The organism is Paraburkholderia sp. AV2 (assembly GCF_054968425.1).
Genome location: NZ_JBANLK010000013.1, coordinates 92,670 through 109,621, shown reverse-complemented (window position 1 = coordinate 109,621; position 16,952 = coordinate 92,670). Strand labels below are relative to the sequence as shown.

General features: G+C 64.8%; 18 protein-coding genes. 13 read left to right on the top strand and 5 right to left on the bottom strand.

What is annotated here, in order from left to right; genetic code table 11:
- Nucleotides 1-11: 11 nt before the first annotated feature.
- Nucleotides 12-2,156 (bottom strand): hydantoinase/oxoprolinase family protein, encoded by a 2,145-nt coding sequence (locus tag V8683_RS12330; protein ID WP_411191275.1) that lies wholly within the window; start codon nucleotides 2,154-2,156, stop codon nucleotides 12-14.
- 270 nt (nucleotides 2,157-2,426) lie between these two features.
- On the bottom strand, nucleotides 2,427-3,818 hold the full coding sequence (locus V8683_RS12325; RefSeq protein ID WP_411191274.1) for an aminotransferase-like domain-containing protein: 1,392 nt from the start codon (nucleotides 3,816-3,818) through the stop codon (nucleotides 2,427-2,429).
- 357 nt (nucleotides 3,819-4,175) lie between these two features.
- On the opposite strand from V8683_RS12325, the gene V8683_RS12320 reads away from it, so the two are divergent.
- Genes V8683_RS12320 through V8683_RS12285 form a run of 8 tightly spaced genes read left to right on the top strand, consistent with a single transcriptional unit; the run spans nucleotide 4,176 to nucleotide 10,810 of the window.
- Nucleotides 4,176-4,658: an MSMEG_0572/Sll0783 family nitrogen starvation response protein gene (locus V8683_RS12320; RefSeq protein WP_322013731.1), complete on the top strand. Its 483-nt coding sequence runs from the start codon at nucleotides 4,176-4,178 to the stop codon at nucleotides 4,656-4,658.
- A gap of 17 nt (nucleotides 4,659-4,675) precedes the next feature.
- Complete coding sequence (locus tag V8683_RS12315) at nucleotides 4,676-5,701, top strand: Nit6803 family nitrilase (RefSeq protein WP_411191273.1); 1,026 nt, start codon at nucleotides 4,676-4,678, stop codon at nucleotides 5,699-5,701.
- Nucleotides 5,652-6,773, top strand: a complete 1,122-nt coding sequence (locus V8683_RS12310; protein WP_411191272.1) for an MSMEG_0568 family radical SAM protein — start codon at nucleotides 5,652-5,654, stop codon at nucleotides 6,771-6,773. The genes V8683_RS12315 and V8683_RS12310 overlap by 50 nt, the downstream gene beginning before the upstream one ends.
- Complete coding sequence (locus V8683_RS12305; RefSeq protein ID WP_411191271.1) at nucleotides 6,770-7,318, top strand: MSMEG_0567/Sll0786 family nitrogen starvation N-acetyltransferase; 549 nt, start codon at nucleotides 6,770-6,772, stop codon at nucleotides 7,316-7,318. The genes V8683_RS12310 and V8683_RS12305 overlap by 4 nt, the downstream gene beginning before the upstream one ends.
- Entirely contained in the window at nucleotides 7,315-8,325 is a 1,011-nt protein-coding gene (locus V8683_RS12300; protein WP_411191270.1) for a sll0787 family AIR synthase-like protein, read from the top strand. The genes V8683_RS12305 and V8683_RS12300 overlap by 4 nt, the downstream gene beginning before the upstream one ends.
- A gap of 16 nt (nucleotides 8,326-8,341) precedes the next feature.
- Complete coding sequence (locus tag V8683_RS12295; RefSeq protein WP_411191269.1) at nucleotides 8,342-8,623, top strand: MSMEG_0570 family nitrogen starvation response protein; 282 nt, start codon at nucleotides 8,342-8,344, stop codon at nucleotides 8,621-8,623.
- Between the two features lie 53 nt (nucleotides 8,624-8,676).
- Nucleotides 8,677-9,945, top strand: a complete 1,269-nt coding sequence (locus V8683_RS12290) for an MSMEG_0569 family flavin-dependent oxidoreductase (RefSeq protein ID WP_411191268.1) — start codon at nucleotides 8,677-8,679, stop codon at nucleotides 9,943-9,945.
- On the top strand, nucleotides 9,929-10,810 hold the full coding sequence (locus V8683_RS12285) for a Pnap_2097 family protein (protein WP_411191267.1): 882 nt from the start codon (nucleotides 9,929-9,931) through the stop codon (nucleotides 10,808-10,810). The genes V8683_RS12290 and V8683_RS12285 overlap by 17 nt, the downstream gene beginning before the upstream one ends.
- A gap of 73 nt (nucleotides 10,811-10,883) precedes the next feature.
- Here V8683_RS12285 and V8683_RS12280 read toward each other — a convergent pair whose 3' ends face one another.
- Nucleotides 10,884-11,054, bottom strand: coding sequence for a hypothetical protein (locus V8683_RS12280; protein ID WP_411191266.1), 171 nt, complete (start codon nucleotides 11,052-11,054; stop codon nucleotides 10,884-10,886).
- Between the two features lie 326 nt (nucleotides 11,055-11,380).
- Here V8683_RS12280 and V8683_RS12275 point away from each other — a divergent pair, with 326 nt between their 5' ends.
- The 5 genes from V8683_RS12275 (at nucleotide 11,381) to V8683_RS12255 (ending at nucleotide 15,650) form a co-directional block, all read left to right on the top strand.
- Nucleotides 11,381-12,286, top strand: coding sequence for a LysR family transcriptional regulator (locus tag V8683_RS12275; protein ID WP_411191265.1), 906 nt, complete (start codon nucleotides 11,381-11,383; stop codon nucleotides 12,284-12,286).
- A 168-nt stretch (nucleotides 12,287-12,454) separates the two neighbouring features.
- Nucleotides 12,455-13,126 (top strand): HAD-IA family hydrolase, encoded by a 672-nt coding sequence (locus V8683_RS12270; RefSeq protein ID WP_411191264.1) that lies wholly within the window; start codon nucleotides 12,455-12,457, stop codon nucleotides 13,124-13,126.
- Nucleotides 13,127-13,140: 14 nt separating this feature from the next.
- Complete coding sequence (locus V8683_RS12265; protein WP_411191262.1) at nucleotides 13,141-14,283, top strand: DSD1 family PLP-dependent enzyme; 1,143 nt, start codon at nucleotides 13,141-13,143, stop codon at nucleotides 14,281-14,283.
- Nucleotides 14,273-14,674: a RidA family protein gene (locus V8683_RS12260; protein WP_411191261.1), complete on the top strand. Its 402-nt coding sequence runs from the start codon at nucleotides 14,273-14,275 to the stop codon at nucleotides 14,672-14,674. The genes V8683_RS12265 and V8683_RS12260 overlap by 11 nt, the downstream gene beginning before the upstream one ends.
- A 49-nt stretch (nucleotides 14,675-14,723) precedes the next feature.
- Entirely contained in the window at nucleotides 14,724-15,650 is a 927-nt protein-coding gene (locus V8683_RS12255) for a LysR family transcriptional regulator (protein ID WP_411191260.1), read from the top strand.
- A 2-nt stretch (nucleotides 15,651-15,652) separates the two neighbouring features.
- Here the strand turns inward: V8683_RS12255 and V8683_RS12250 are convergent, their stop codons facing one another.
- Both V8683_RS12250 and V8683_RS12245 read right to left on the bottom strand, forming a co-directional pair.
- A complete protein-coding gene (locus tag V8683_RS12250; RefSeq protein ID WP_411191259.1) occupies nucleotides 15,653-16,450 on the bottom strand; it encodes an N-acyl homoserine lactonase family protein in 798 nt (265 codons plus the stop codon).
- A 31-nt stretch (nucleotides 16,451-16,481) separates the two neighbouring features.
- Nucleotides 16,482-16,898, bottom strand: a complete 417-nt coding sequence (locus V8683_RS12245) for a carboxymuconolactone decarboxylase family protein (RefSeq protein ID WP_411191258.1) — start codon at nucleotides 16,896-16,898, stop codon at nucleotides 16,482-16,484.
- Nucleotides 16,899-16,952: the final 54 nt, after the last annotated feature.

Sequence of the window (16,952 nt, the reverse complement as noted above, 5' to 3'; positions counted from 1 at the left end):
CGCATGTCTCCTTACTTGACTTCTCTGAGATGGAAGAGGCGGTGCTTGTCGAGCGTGGTGGCGAAGCCCTTCGGGACCACGAAGGTGGTCGCGTCGGACTCGATGATCGCCGGTCCGGCAATTACGTTGCCGGGCTTGAGCGCCTCCATCCTCCACAGGACCGCGTCGTGCCATTGCTTGTGGCGATAGAGCCTGCGAACGCCGATGCGCGCCGTGTCCGGCGGTGTCGGGCCGCCTTCGGGATCTTCCGGAAGCACGGGCTTTTGCGTGATCACCATGCCGCGCATGATGGCGCCCGTCACCGAGAAGCCGAGTTCGGGCGAACGCGCCGAACTCGCGTAGACGCGGCCATAGGTGTCCTCGAATGCCGTGACGATGCGGTTCCAGTCTTCGGCTTCCGAAGCGCTCGTGATCGGCGATTCGATCTCCAGATCGTTGAGTTGTCCCATGTACTGCATGCGGAAACCCGGGCGCAGGATCACGTCGCGTTCGCCGAAGCCGTTGATGCGGAATTCCTCGACCACCTTGGCGGCGAGCTCCGACCACGCTTTCTGGATGGTTTGTGCGGCAAGTGCTTTTTCGTCGTCAGTGGCGAGTTGGGGGAGCGCCAGATCGACGCTCTTGTCGTAGCGATACTCGAAATCCGCGCACGCGCAGCCGAATGCCGAGAAGCCGGCGGCCCACGCGGGCACGACGACGTCCTTGAAGCCGAGTCCTTCGGTGTAGCCATAGGTGTGGACCGGCCCCGCGCCGCCATACGAGAAGCAGACGAACTCGGTGGGGTTGTAGCCTTTCGCGCTGACGTTCGAGCGCAGGTACTCGCGCAACTGGAGGTCGAGCAGTTCGATCACGCCGGCGGCCGCGTCTTCGACGGAAAGCCCGAGCGGGTCGGCGATCTGCGCCTTGATGTGCTCGCGCGCGCGGTTCACGTCGAGCTTGATCTGGCCGCCCAGGAAGTTGTCGGGGTTCAGGTAGCCCAGCACCACGTGGCAGTCGGACACGGAGACGGTGGTGAGCCCGCTGTCCGGCCAGCAGGTGCCCACGCGATAGCCGGCGCTGTCCGGCCCGAGCTTGATGGAGCCGCTATAGGGGTCGAGGCGCACGAAGCTACCTGCGCCGGCGCCCACCGAATCCATCGTGACGAGCGGCAGCGACAGCACGAGGCGCGCCATGTTCGGGTCCGACGCGATCGCGAAGTTGCCTTTCGTGATGAGCGCCATGTCGAACGACGTGCCGCCGATGTCGGAGCACGCGATGTTGTCGTAGCCGAGCGTCTCGCCCAGAAGCTTCGAGCCGATCACGCCGCCTATCGGCCCCGAAACGATCGTGCGCGCGAGTTCCTTCGCTTTCCAGCTAATCGTGCCTCCGTGCGTGGCCATCACGCGCAGATCGAACTTCGCCCCGTGCTTGCGGAAGCGGTCGCTGACTTTCTTGAGTGTCTGGCGGGACGGTTCTGCCGCGTAGGCTTCGAGCACCGTGGTGTTCATCCGGTGGCTTTCCTTGCGCTGCGGATAGTAGTCGACCGAGGCGAACACAGGGATGTCCATGCCGGTCTTCTTCAGTTCATCGCGCACGATGTCGCGCGCCTGCCGTTCGCTCGTTGCGTTCTTGTGCGACTGCAGGAAACAGATCACGATGGCCTTCGCGCCTGCCGCCGCCAGTTCGCGCGTTGCCTGCCGGACTTCGTTCTCGCGCAGCGGAATGACGATTTCGCCCTGCACGTCGGTGCGCTCGGTGACGCCTCGGGTGCGCGACAGCGGCACGAGCGGTTCATCGTAACGGTGGGTGTTCAGGTGGATCCGCTCTTCCAGTGCGTAGCCGAGGTAGCTCTGAATCGCGCGGCCCATCGAGTGCACGTGCTCGAAGCCCTTGTTGACGAGCAGCCCGACGTCGAGCCCCTTGCGCTGCACGACGCGGTTGAGCATGGCCGTGCCCGAATACACGCAGGTCACGAGTTCGGGATAGACGTCGTCGACGCCCCGCTGCCAATGCGAGAGCGCGTCCTGCGACGAGTTGAAGATCGCGAGCGACTCGTCGTCGGGATTGCTCTGCGCCTTGCCCACGACGAATCGCCCGTCGGCACGCACGAAGAACGTATCGGTCATCGTGCCGCCGGCATCGATGCCCAACACCTGGACTTGCGAAAGTCCTTCCATGGTTTCGTCTCCAATGGTTGAAGTAGTCATGAGCCGCGAGGCGCGCACTTGTCCGAACGCGCCGCGCCAGAAACCGCGGCTCGCCTTCTAAATTGCAACTGTCATGCCATTGGCGGGAGAAAACGGGCGCCTGCCCGCGCAGCCTTGGCTGGCGCGGCAGGCGCGAAGAATGTGCGAACGAAGTGGCGGATCTAAGTGGGTGCGCTGCGGCCGGATTTCAGACTGCCGCGGCGTTCGATCGCCGGACGGTCGGTCGTCGCCGGGGCTCGCTCAGAGCATCGGCGAGTGCAGATGGTCGGGATGATCGAGCATGTCGGCGACGAGCTGAAACGACTCTTCCATTTCGAGCGGACTGCAAGGGCCGCCGAGGCAGATGCGCACCGCGTTGGGCGGATTGCCGTCGGTGCTGAATGCCGCGCCCGAGACCACGCCGATCTGTTTGCTCCGCAGATGCGACGCGAGTTCGGACGCGCTCCAGCCAGTACTGGCCGGCACGGTGAGCCACAGATGAAAGCATTCCTCCGACGCCTCGAATTCGCGTCCCCTGAACACCTGGGCAGCAATATGCTGGCGGACCGCACATTCGGCGCGAATCGCTTCGAGCATCTCCTGAGCGGCCCCGCTTTCGATCCAGCGTGCGGCCAGATGCGACATGTAGGGACTCGCCATGACCGTCGTCGCACGCATGGCGCCGGCCAGCCGCTGCGCGTGGCGCGTGCCCGGCGCAATCACGAAGGCCACGCGCAGCCCCGCGCCGAAGCACTTCGACATCCCCGTCACATAGTAGGTGAGCTCGGGCGCGAGCGTGGCCAGTGCGACCGGCGGTTTTTCGCTCAGCATGCCGTAGGCGTCGTCTTCGATGATCGGCACGTCGTAGCGCAGTGCGATATCGGCGATGTGCTCGCGCCGGTTCAGCGAAAGCGTGCGCGTGGTCGGATTCTGCAGCGTTGCGTTGCAGTAGAGCACGCCGGGCTTGCGGGTCTTGCAGAGCGCTTCGAACGCGGTCGCGTTGAGCCCATCGTCATCGTACGGCAACGGCGCTAGCGGCATGCCGAGCTGGTTCGCGATGACCTTCAGCCCCGGATAGGCAAGCGCGTCGACGCAGATCGCCTCGCCCGGTTTCACGAGCCGCAGCAGCAGCGCAACGAGCGCATTGTGAATGCCGGGACACACGAGAAGCGCGTCGGCGCGATGGTCGGGTACGGTGTGGCGCAGCCATTGGCTCGCCATCGTGCGCTCGAACTGCGTGCCGCCGAAGTCCTGATAGCGCAGCAGCGACCACGGATCGGCCGCACCGACGATCCGCGCGGCCGACTCCGCAATGCGTTCGCGCATCTGCGGCGGCTCGGGCGGCATGTTCATCGTCATTTCGAGCGCGGTGCCCGCACGTAGCGGCACGGCAGGCGGACGCCCGCGCACATACGAGCCGCTGCCCGCGCGCGAATCGATGAGTCCGCGCTTGCGCGCTTCGGCATAGCCGCGCGCGAGCGTGGTGTAGTTCACCTTGAGCGCCTCGGACAGGTCCCGCAGCGCGGGGAGGCGATCGTGCGGCCTGAGGCGTCCGCTCGCGACGTCCTCTTCGATCAGGTCGGGAATGGTCTGGTAGACGGGCTTGCCGCTCTCGGCGAGCCGCTTCAGCCAGTGGGCGGCGACGTTCGACATGGGCGTACCGGGCAGAAGGCGATGAAGTTCATTCTAGTGCGGGCGACCGCTGGAAAATAAACAATTGATCGTGTGTGATTGCGCCGAATGATCCGTATTGATGCATGTGCGCACCGAAGCGATTGCGGCTTGCCCTATGCAGGGGCGCGACGCAACTCGCATTGTCGGCGTATGCCGGCGCTCAGCCCATGCTCGCGCGCCGCGATCAAGAAATTTTGGGGGTGATCATTCCCGTCACGGAAGTTTGATTGGAACTTGATCGCATGACCTGTGCCGCTTGATGGCATGGCCGTTGCAAAAAGAGAGGTGCCGGCTACCGGTCGGCCACGGTTCTCAATCCATGAACGGAGTCATGCAATGCCCGCCATTACCACGCCCGCCCACAAGACCGGCGACTTCCTCGTCGACTACGAAGAGAAGGTGTTCGAGGACGTCAAAGCGGAACCGGGCGAGAAAGCGCTCGTCACGTTCCATACCGTCGCCTTCGAAGGGTCGATCGGTTTCGTCAACATGCTGCAGGCTACGCGCCTGCAGCGCAAGGGCTTCGAGACATCGATCCTCCTCTATGGTCCTGGCGTAATGCTCGGCGTGCAGCGCGGCTTTCCCACGCTCGGCGCCGAAGCGTTCCCGGGCCATTTGAACTTCAACAACCAGCTCATGAAGTTCATGGCCGAAGGCGGCAAGGTCTACGCGTGCCGCTTCGCGCTGCAGGCACTCTATGGTCACGGCGAGGCGTCGCTGATCGAAGGCGTGCGGCCGATCAATCCGCTCGACGTGCTCGATCTCAAGCTGCTGCATCGCAAGTCGAACGCGCTCGTCATCGACACCTGGACGGTCTGAGCGGAGCGGGCATCGCTATGTCAACTTCCTCCACAAAGCGTGTCGTGCGCGCCGCGGCCGTGCAGATCGCACCGGATCTCGAATCGTGCGCGGCGACGCTTGCGCGCGTGGCCGACGCCATGGTCGCCGCCGCGCGCGAAGGCGTGCAGCTTGCCGTGTTTCCCGAAACCTTCCTGCCGTATTACCCGTACTTCTCGTTCGTGCTGCCGCCGGTGCAATCGGGTGCGGAACATCTGCGGCTCTACGAAGAAGCGGTGGCGATACCCGGTCCCGTCACGGACACGATCGCATCGCTCGCGCGCCAGCACGGCATGGTCGTCGTGCTCGGCGTGAACGAGCGCGATCACGGCAGCCTTTACAACACGCAACTGATTTTCGACGCGGACGGCGCGATGAAGCTGAAGCGCCGCAAGATCACGCCGACGTTCCACGAACGCATGATCTGGGGGCAAGGCGACGCGGCCGGCCTGAAGGTCGTAGAAACGGCGGCGGGGCGCGTGGGCGCGCTCGCATGCTGGGAGCACTACAACCCGCTTGCCCGCTACGCGCTCATGACGCAGCACGAAGAGATCCATTGCAGCCAGTTTCCGGGCTCGCTCGTGGGCCCCATCTTCGCCGAGCAGATCGAAGTGACGATCCGCCATCACGCGCTCGAATCGGGCTGCTTCGTTGTCAATGCAACGGGCTGGCTCAGCGAGGCGCAGATCGCCTCGGTCACGAGCGATCCGAAGCTGCAGAAGGCGCTGCGCGGCGGCTGCAACGCCGCGATCGTTTCGCCCGAAGGCCAGCATCTCGCCGAGCCGCTGCGCGAAGGCGAGGGCATGGTGATCGCCGACCTCGACATGGCGCTCATTACCAAACGCAAGCGCATGATGGATTCGGTCGGCCATTACGCGCGCCCCGAATTGCTGAGCCTCGCGATCAACGAGCGGCCGGCCACGCCCGTGTTTTCCCTCGACGACGCCCCCGTCGTTCCCACCTGGAGTGCTCACGATGAATGCCAGCCTCAACCTGCCGGAATCGAATCTGCAACTCTTGACTGAGCTTCAGTCGAGCGGTTTGCGGCTCGCCGAGCCCCAGTTGCCGGGCCTGTCGCGTCGCGGCGGTGCGGGGCCTTCGGACCACCAGGCCGTGGTGATCGACGGCGTCACGCTGATGGTGCCGGTCCACACGCACGGCGCGCATCGGTCGGCGTTTGTTGCGGGGACACCGGATGGGTCGGGTGTCAGCACGCTCAAGCGCGGCACCATTCCCGTCGCGCAGATCGCGTTTGCGAAAACGCCGCGCTTCTATGCATTGCAGACGCTCGATGGCGTGCCGTATTCGCATATCGCGACCTTGCACGGGACCGACGTTCTCGCGACGACGGTGCTGCAAACCTGCATACGCTACGAAAGCCGCAAGAAGGCATGCAAGTTCTGCGCGATCGGACAGTCGCTCGCGGCGGGACGCACGATTGCGCGCAAGACGCCGGAGCAACTCGCGGAAGTAGCACGCGCAGCGGTCCTGCTGGACAAGGTGAAGCACATGGTGCTCACCACGGGCACGCCGGCCACGCCCGACCGCGGTGCCGCCATCCTCTGCGACAGCGCGCGTGCGATTCGCCGCGCCGTCGACCTGCCGATCCAGGCCCAGTGCGAACCGCCCGACGACGATGGCTGGTTCGCGCGCATGCGCGAGGCCGGCATCGATACGCTCGGCATGCATCTGGAAGTGGTGGGCGAAAGCGAGCGGGCGCGCATCATGCCGGGCAAGGCAACGGTGCCCGTGAGCCGCTACATGGAGGCGTTCGAAGCGGCGGTGCGCGTGTTCGGGCGCGGCCAGGTGAGCACGTATATCCTCGCGGGCCTCGGCGATACGCCGCAGACGATCCTCGACATGGCGCAGCGGCTGCTTGCGATCGGCGTCTATCCGTTCGTCGTGCCGTTCGTGCCGATCTCGGGCACACCGCTCGAAGACCTCGCGCCGCCCGCGCCCGAATTCATGCAGGCGATACTCGCGCCGCTCGGTGCGATGGTCCGCGAAGCAGGCCTGCGCGCCGCCGACATCAAGGCGGGCTGCGGGAAGTGCGGCGCATGTTCTTCGTTGTCCTCATATGAAAAGGAGGCGGCATGAGCACGACCGGTTTGCCACGCGCCAACGACGAGGAAATCGTCGTGCGCTGGGCCAGCGAGCCCTGGGAGCGCGATGCGGCTTTTGCGATTCGTCGTGCGGTGTTCTGCGAAGAGCAGGGTATTTTCGAAGGCGACGACCGCGATGACATCGACAGCCATGCGCAACTGCTCGTCGCGGTGCAAGGCGCGGGCGGCGCGCAGCCGTGCGTGGTCGGCACCGTGCGTATTCATCGCGACCCGGCGAAGGCTTCGACGTGGTACGGCTCGCGGCTCGCCGTCAGCGAGGCATTCCGGCACCACCGCCACATCGGCGCGACACTGATCCGTCTGGCCGTGAGCAGCGCCCATGCGCTCGGCTGTTCGACGTTCCTTGCGCAGGTGCAGGCGCAGAATGCGCCGCTGTTTCAGCGTCTGCACTGGCACACGCTCGACGAAGTGATGACCTTTGGCCGGTTGCATCACGTCATGCGGGCCGATCTCGCCCACTATCCGCCGTGCGCGACACCTTATGTCGGCTTCGTCGTCGATCAGCGGAGGGCGGCATGACGCTCGACGAAATCGTCGCGGCGGTGCGCGCGAGCCGCGGCGTCGCGCACAAGACCGATATCGCGCCGATGCTTGCGGCGCTCGACGCGGGGCACGAGGTCTCGGCGGTGATGGCCGCCGGCGACGATTGCGCCGCGATTCCCGATGGCGACGGCTATCTGCTCTTCGCTGCCGAAGGGATGGTGAGCGATCTGATCGAAGCGATGCCGTGGTTCGCAGGGTATTGCTCGGTCCTCGTGAACGTGAGCGACGTCTGCGCGATGGGCGGACGTCCCATTGCCGTGGTCGACGTGATCTGGAGCCAGGGCGTCGAGCCCGCGGCACAGGTGCTCGAAGGCATGGCGGCGGCGTCGCGTCAACTGGGCGTGCCCGTGGTCGGCGGCCACAGCAATGCGCGCAGCGATCGCACGCAGCTCGCGGTGGCCATACTCGGCCGCGCAAAGCGCCTGTTGTCGAGCTTCGAGGCGAAGGCCGGCGACAAGCTGCTCATGGCGGTCGATTTGCGCGGTGCGTTCGTCGAGCCCTATCCCTACTGGAACGCGGCCACCGAGGCGCCCGCCGAACGCCTGCGCGGCGACCTCGCATTGCTATCGCAACTCGCCGACGATGGCCTGTGCGCGGCGGCGAAGGATATCAGCATGGCGGGCATCGTCGGCACTGCGATGATGCTCGCCGAATGCTCGCGCGTGGGCGTGGCGATCGATCTCGAATGCGTGCCGAAGCCCGCCGACGTGCCGCTTGCGCGCTGGCTGCAGATATTCCCGAGTTTCGGCTATCTGCTGAGCGTGCGCGAAGAGCATGTCGACGAAGCGATTGCGCGTTTCAAGGCACGCGACATCGCCTGCGCGGCGATCGGTGAAATGCAGGGCGAGCCGTCGATCGACCTGCGCTGGCAAGGCGAAGCGCGCAGCGTCTGGCGGCTCGACGAACAGGCTTTCATCGTACCTTCGGATCGCCGCGCGACGCGCCCGTTCGCGCCTCGTGGCGCCCTTTGTCATACCGATTGAGCGAAGGAGAGAAGACATGCCCGTCACCCATTTCGTGGTGCGCTGGCCGGATGGCACCGAAGCACGCTGCTATTCGCCTTCGACTGTCGTGCGCGACTATCTGCACCCCGGCGACTATCCGCTGGACGACTTTCTCGACGCCGCCCATGACGCGCTTCGCGCCGCGTCCGAGCGCGTGCGCGAAAAATTCGGCTATGCGTGCTCGTCGGCGCTCGACCAGTGGGACGTCATCGAGCGTACCGCCCGGCAATACCATTCGCAGCCGACGGCACGCGTGACCGTCGTGAGCGTCGATTGAATCATGGCGTCGCGGCGGTAGAGGCGCCGCGAGCGTCGCATAAGGAGATTCCCATGTCTACACAAGCAAGCAGTCCAGAAGATCATTTCGGCGTCGTCGTCATCGGCGGCGGCCAGGCGGGTCTTTCGATGAGCTGGTATCTCAAGCTATCCGGCATCGATCACGTCGTGCTGGAGAAGCGTACCGTCACGCACACGTGGCGCGAGCAGCGCTGGGACGCGTTCTGTCTCGTCACGCCGAACTGGCAATGCGCGCTGCCCGACTATCCGTATCGCGGCGACGATCCGCATGGCTTCATGAAGAAAGACGAGATCGTCGAATGGCTCGATGGCTTCGTGCGTCACGTCGATGCGCCCGTGCGCGAGGGCGTGTCCGTAACGCGCGTTGCACGCCGGCCGCAAGGCGGCTATCTTGTCGAGACTTCGGCCGGCGCGCTAAGCGCCGATCAGGTCGTGGTTGCCTCGGGTGGCTATCACACGCCGATCGTGCCGCGCATGGCGGAGCGCCTGCCCGCGCATATCGTGCAGCTTCAGTCGTCCGCGTATCGCAATCCGTCCGCTTTGCCTGAGGGTGCCGTGCTCGTGGTCGGCTCCGGACAATCGGGCGCGCAGATTGCCGAGGATCTGCATCTGGCGGGCCGCAAGGTGATTCTGGCCGTCGGCGAGGCGCCGCGCTGCGCGCGGTTCTATCGCGGTCGCGACGTGGTCGACTGGCTTGCCGATATGAAGTACTACGACATGCCCGTCGAGGAGCATCCGTTGCGCGAGGGCGTGCGCGACAACACCAATCACTACGTGACGGGACGCGACGGCGGGCGCGACATCGACCTGCGCCGTTTCGCGCGCGAAGGCATGGAGCTTTACGGCGCGCTCGAAGACTACGTGGACGGCGCCCTGCGATTTGCGGGCAGCCTGCGCGCCAATCTCGACAGCGCCGATGAAACGTACAACCGCATCAACGCGTCGATCGACCGGTTCATCGCGCAGAAAGGCATCGAGGCGCCCGCGGGCGGGCCCTATCGTTCCGTGTGGGAGCCGTCCGAAGAGCGCACGGCGCTCGATCTTGCGGCGAGCGGGATCGGCAGCATTGTCTGGTGCATCGGATTTCGGCCGGATTTCAGTTGGATCGACCTGCCGGTATTCAACGGCCGTGGATATCCGGGACACGTGCGCGGCGTCACGAACCACGCAGGCCTCTATTTTCTGGGGCTGCCGTGGCTGCACACCTGGGGCTCGGGGCGCTTTTCGGGCATTGCGCGCGATGCCGCGTATCTTGCCGACCGGATCGTCGCGCAGGCACGCCCCGATGCGCGCGCGGCGTGACGCATCGGCCGCCCAGGGTAAAGCGCGTGCGCAGACTGCGTCGCGCACGCAATACGTTGCCGGTATGCCCGAGCTGGCGTTCGCGGGACTCTCGGAGCAATGGTTGTTGCGCACGTGCGGGCAATTGCACCGGAACGCGCTCGCGGAACAGAGGGGCCTCGCATCGCCGGACTTCTACGACGACGAAGGGCAGAAGTCGTATGCGGCATTTATGGCGGTGCGCGTGCGCGAGGCGAGGCTAGAGGACGTCGGCGAGCACCAGCGCTTCGCGATCGAGGCTCAGGTGCAGCGCATTGCGGGCGCACGACACTTCGGCCGGTTTCGCGTTTTCACGCCCGAGAGCGCCGTTGCCGGTGTCGAGATGATGTCGACGTTCGTGCGCCGCGAGCGCAGCGGCGATAACCGGTCCGTGTGCCGCGCGATGTTTGGCGGCGCGCCGCTTCGTGCGATGCCCGCCGCGGCCGTCGAACTGGCCGCGCAGGCAAGGCGCCTGCGCGCCGACGACTGGACGCGCCACGGCCGTCTCGATCGGACTGCGCATGCGGTACGGCACGTCGTGGAGTACCTGCCGTGCCCGTCGCTCGATTTCAACGGCGCGCATCTGCTTTACTTCGCGAGCTTTCAGTCGATGGTCGAGCGCGCCGAATGGCACTGGCGCTCGGCGCCGCATTCCGCGCCGCCGTGTCTCGTCGAACGCGATATGGCCTTCTACGGCAACGCCAACGTGGGCGATCGCCTGATCCTGTCGTTCGGCGCGCGGCATGCGGGCCACGACGGCCTTTCGCATTGGTGTTCGATCACGCGCGCCGCCGATGGCGTGCGTATTGCCGATGTCGTCACGCACAAACGGTGGTCGCACGAATGATGCCTCGTGCGCGGCACGCATGTCTTAATGAGCCGGACGACAACGCCGGTGACGTGATAGCGGCGACGGCTGCTCAATGTATGTGAAAGACTCCGCCAATCCCCACGCTAACCGGCGGTGCCGCATAGTATCCCGGCGCATACCCATAGTAGTAGCCCGGCGCGGGGGCGTAGCCATAAGGCGGCGCGACGATGCAACCGCTCAGGCCGCTGATCAGGGTGAGGATGAGGAGCGTTCGGGTCATCGACTGGTGTCCGCGTGGCGTGGGGTAGGAGAAGACGGCCGTGGTTGTCACACGAAAGACACCGGACCGCTATTCAACAAGACGACTGAAGTTTAGTGTGCGAACACCGGTATTGGGTTTCGCACACGATTACACGTGTAACGTGTTGTGACCGCCGATACAACTCACGGCGGTGCGCGGCCACCGGGGGGATGCCGTGCATTGAAAGACTGTGTAAGCGAGAAAAACGGGCGAATGTCTGTATAGTCTCCAGGATGTCGCGAAGGTCCCTGGTTGCACCAACGGGGCCGTTCAATTCCTCAATTCGTGAACCTGGCGGCACTCACATGACCGATTCTGCCGATATCCGTTTCCTCCTTGCGATCCAGCAGAACGGGAGCCTGATTGCTACTGCGCGAAAGCTTGGGCTCACGCCTTCCGCGGTTACTCAGCGCCTGCAGCAACTCGAAAAGAAACTCGGCGCGAGGCTGATCGACAGAACCGCGCGCAAGCTGATCTTCACCGAGGAGGGCGCGCTGCTGTGCCAGCGCGGATCGGAATTGATCCAGCAATTCGATACGCTGCTGGAAGATCTGCGCATTCGCCAGGGGGGATTGGTCGGAACATTGAAGGTCAACGCACCGCTCGGCTTCGGCCGCCGGTATCTCGCTCCCGTCATCGCCGACTTCCAGCAAGCCAATCCCGACGTCGACGTGGCATTGACGCTATCCGACCAGCCATTGACCGAAGCGGCCGACCGTTTCGATGTCGTGGTGCACATCGGCGAACTGCGCGCCTCCAATCTTGTTGGCCATGCCATTGCGCCCAACGCGAGATGGGTTTGCGCCTCCGCTGCCTTCCTCAAACGGTTTGGCAATCCGGACGCGCCTGACGATCTCGCGCGATTGCTGTGCATCGTCCTTCGCGAGAACAACGAGGACGTCTCGCTATGGCATTTCAGCAAAGGCAAAACCAGCCGCAGCGTCAGGGTCGCATCGAAACTGAGCTGTAACGATGGCGACGTGATTCGCCGCTGGGCCTGCGAGGGGCGAGGCATCATCCTGCGGTCCGAATGGGACGTCGCGGACGATATCCGGCAAGGAAGGCTGGTGAGGCTGCTGCCCGCGTGGAAGGCGCCGGATGCCAACGTCACTGCCCTGACACACAACCGGTCCGGCTTGCCGAGAAGAACCCGGGATTTCATGCAATATCTGCAGGCACGCTTCAGGCCGCTGCCGCCATGGCGGGTTTGAAAACGCCACTCCTTGCCGCGGATCCCGCTTCGGCCGCGGGCGATTTGCCTCTGGACGACCTGCTGGCCATTCAATACATATGAACCATTGAGTTAATTCAACTTAACTCTCAACGGGACGTCGAAACCTATAATTGGACTCACTTCGGGATTCCGATTATCAAGGGCTATGTCCGTGGAAGACGCCTCGCTTCATCCCCGCTATCCGAAAGCCGTCCTGTTCGACCTTCTAACCGCATTGCTCGATTCCTGGACACTCTGGAATCGTTCCGCCGGATCGGAACAGGCGGGCCGGGCCTGGCGTGCCGAGTACCTGCGCCTCACCTACGGCTGCGGGCAATACGTCGAATATGAAGCGCTGGTCAGACAGGCGGCGCAACACGTGGGCCTTTCCGCATCCGCGCCGCAAGCGCTCGAGGATAACTGGCTCGAACTGGCTCCATGGCAGGGGGCCGTGGCGGCGTTGCAGCAACTGCGGCCTCGCTGCAAGCTTGCCGTCGTGACGAATTGCTCCTATCGGCTCGGTCGGCGAGCCGCGGCGATTCTGCCCGTGCGATGGGATGCGGTGGTGACGGCGGAAGAAGCCGGCACCTACAAACCCGATCCCCGTCCTTATCGGCTTGCGCTCGACAAGCTCAACGTCGCGCCCCACGAAGCGGCGTTCGTCGCCGGCTCCAGTTACGACATGTTCGGTACGGCTGTCGTCGGACTGCGGACGTACTGGCACAACCGGATTGGCTTGCCGCTCGTACCCGGCGCGCGGGCGCCGGAGATCGAGTCGCCGGCACTCGATGCACTCGTCCCGTGGGCCAGCCACTTTGGGCCGGCGACTCAACCCTGACACCCGATCACATCATGACGCTCGATTCACTCGATACCCCCGCGGCCGTCATCGACGTCCGCCGGATGAGCAAGAACATCGCCTCGATGCAGGCGCGAACGAACGCCCTGGGCGTGAAGTTCCGGCCGCACGTGAAGACGTCGAAATGCCTCGACGTCGTCCAGGCGCAGCTATCCGCCGGCGCACAAGGCATTACGGTTTCCACCCTGAAGGAGGCGGAAATCTTCTTCGCGGCGGGTATTGTGGACATTCTCTACGCCGTCAGCATCGTTCCCTCCAAACTTTCCCGAGTCATGACGCTCAGGAAACAGGGCTGCGATCTGAAGATCATCGTCGACAATGCCAGCGCCGCCGCGGGTATCGTCGCGTTCTACCGCGACACGGATGCACCGCTCGAAGTGTGGATCGAAGTCGATACCGACGGGCATCGCTCCGGCATCGCGCCCGAAGACGATGCGCTGCTGGAAACCGGCCGCATTCTGCAGGCGGGCGGCGTCGAGGTCGGCGGCGTCATGACGCATGCCGGCTCGAGCTACGAACTGAACACGCAGGAGGCCCTGGCGGCGCTCGCCGAGCAGGAGCGCGCCGGCTGCGTGCGCGCCGCAGAACGCCTGCGCGCCGCCGGCATGCCTTGCGCGACCGTTAGCGTCGGCTCGACGCCGACCGCGCTGGCCGCAAGCCGCCTGGATGGCGTCACCGAAGTCCGTGCCGGCGTTTACGCATTTTTCGATCTCGTGATGCACAACGTCGGCGTATGTGCGATCGACGACATCGCGCTCAGCGTGGTCACCACCGTCATCGGCCATCAACTGGACAAGGGATGGATCATCGTGGACGCGGGCTGGATGGCCATGAGTCGTGATCGCGGCACGTCGAAACAATCCCGCGATTTCGGCTACGGGTTGGCCTGCACGCTGGACGGCGCCCCGCTCGACGGCTACCTGCTGATTGGCGCCAACCAGGAACACGGTATTCTGGCGCGAGTGCATGCCGATCATGCACCTGACGAAGGCGATCTCGAAGCCTGCTTTCCGGTTGGCACCCGACTGCGCATCCTGCCGAATCACGCTTGCGCCACAGGTGCGCAGTTCCCCGAATACCATGCCCTGGAACCGACCGGGGAACTTACCGTATGGAGGCGCTTTCATGGCTGGTGAAAATCGTCCGCAGGAACCCGTTCATCCCGCTACGCCGGGTCTGGCAACACCTGGCGGTCACTACAGCCATGTGACGGTCGCAAACGGCTTCGTTTTCGTTTCGGGCCAACTGCCGGTTACCGCCACCGGAACCAGGCTGACCGACCGTTCCTTCGCCGAGCAGGCTCAACAGGTACTCGACAACGTGGAACAGGCGCTGCTGGCCGCGGGCAGCGCCATCGACCGTCTGGTGCAGGTTCGCGTCTATGTCGACGACATCGCCAACTGGCCTGAATTCAACCGTATCTATACAGGTTGGGCCGGTGAGTCGCGTCCTTCCCGAGCCGTTGTTCCTTCTGGTCCGCTGCATTTCGGTTTGAAGGTCGAGGTAGAGGCGGTAGCGGTTCTGTAAATGCGGTACGTCAATGCCCGACGACCCACCCATCCCAGGAGCCTTTTCGATGGAGCTTCGGCAGTTGCAGTATTTCCTCAAGATCGCGGAAGCCGGCACGCTGTCGCGGGCGGCGATCCTGCTGGCGATCGGCCAGCCGGTTCTGACCCGGCAGATCAAGGCGCTCGAAGAGGAGATGGGGACGCCACTGCTTCATCGCACCGGGCGCGGCGTCACGCTCACCGAAGCCGGGCGCATTCTGGAGCAGCAGGCGCGCCGTGTCGTCGACACGCTTCACGACACGGAAGTCGAGATCAGGATGCTGCGCGTGTCGCCTGCCGGGCGCGTGGTGATCGGCATGCCGCCTTCGGTGGCGGCCGTGCTGACCACGCCGCTCGTCCAGCAGTTCCGCCACGAACTGCCGGACGCCGCGCTCGGCATCGTCGAGGGCTTCAGCGGCCATGTGCTCGACTGGCTGATGACCGGCGCGATCGATGTGGCCATCCTGTACAACGCACCCCGCTTGCGCGCGCTAGCCACCGATCCGCTGCTTACCGACGAAATCTTCCTGCTGGGCCCGGCGTCGGATCCCGCCGGGGTCGGCGAGGGCGCGGTGGCCGCGAAGCGTCTTGCCGACCTGCCGATGATCCTGCCGAGCCGCCCGCATAGTTTGCGCGTGATGCTCGACCGCGTACTCGCGAAAGCCGACCTCGCGGCCAACCCCAGGCTCGAAATCAACGCGATGCCTTCCACGCTGCATCTGGTCGAGGCAGGGTTTGGCTATACGATTCTCTCGTATTCGTGCGTGCATCAGCTCGTGGTGGACGGGCGCATTCGCTGCTGGCGGATCGTGCAGCCGACGATGACGCGCTCGCTCGTGATGGCGACTTCGACGCAGCGGCCGGTGACGCGCGTGGCGCGCATGCTGATGCGCATGGCGCACCGGCAGATCGAGCGGCTGATCGACGACGGTCATTGGTCGCCGGCGGGAATCTGAATTCAGCTCGCCGGATCGACGTCGAGCCGCACGATCCAGCCTTCGGTGCCCGGCCGGGCGGCCGGGTAGCGCTGAAGCACCAGCGGATCGTGGCCCGGCACGATATGGGCCGGCGAACTGGCGAGGCGGCGTAGCGTCGCGTAGCCATCGAGCAATGCGTCGACCTGGTAGACGATCGGAAACACGCGCCCTTCGTCCATGTGCGTGTAGAAATGGCTCGCGTCGGAGGCGAGCACGACCCAGCCGCGTTCTGTGAAGACGCGCACGACCTGCAGCCCGCGCGTATGCCCGCCGATATGATGCACTTCGACGCCGGGCGCGACTTCGCCCGCTCCGTCGTGGAACTGCACGCGATCCGCAAACACGCGCTGGACCATCCGGGCGACGTCGTCGGCTTCGTACGCGCCGCGCAGCATGCGGTGGCACATGCACCGCCCGGTCGCGAACGCCATTTCGCTATCCTGAAGATGGAAGCGCGCTTGCGGCAGCAGGGCGTGATTGCCCGCGTGGTCGTAGTGCATGTGCGTGATGATCACGTCGCGCACGGTATCCGGCGCGATGTCGAGCGCGAGCAGTCCCGCTTCGACCGGATGCAGCATCTCGCGTCCTCGCCGCGCGCCGACTTCGCGGTCGAACCCGGTATCGACGACGATCGTGCGCCCGCCGCCGACGATCGCCCACACGTAGTAGGCGAGCGGCATATTGGTGTCGTGCTCGTCGCCGCCGATGAAGTTGTCCGGCGAGCGCCGCGCGAGCGACGCATACCGGATCGCATAGACGCGATAAGGGGAAGGGGGCATCGTGCGCTCCATCGGTGGCGGTCGAGCCGGTTCAGGCGCTGGCCGCCTGTTCCGCGAACACTTCGCGCGCAAGCCGGAACGAATCGACGCCGGCCGGCACGCCGCAGTAGATCGCCACCTGCAGGAACACCTCGCGGATCTCTTCGCGCGTGACGCCGTTGCGCAGCGCGCCCGCAATGTGCATCTTCAGCTCGTGCGGCCGGTTCAGCGCGCTGATCATCGCGAGATTGAGCAGGCTGCGTACCTTGCGCGGAATGTCGTCGCGACCCCATACGCCGCCCCAGCAGTACTCCGTGGTCAGCCGCTGCATCGGCATGTTGAAGTCGTCGGCGGAATTCATCGCCTTCTCGACGTAGGCGTTGCCCAGAATCGCCTTGCGGATTTCCATGCCGCGTTCGAACAGGGCGTCGTCGCCGGAAAATTCGGTGCGGGTATTGCGTGCGTTCATGCTGGTGTGCTCCAGGACAGTGAGTGAATGTTTCGTAAAACCAGGGATGGCGGA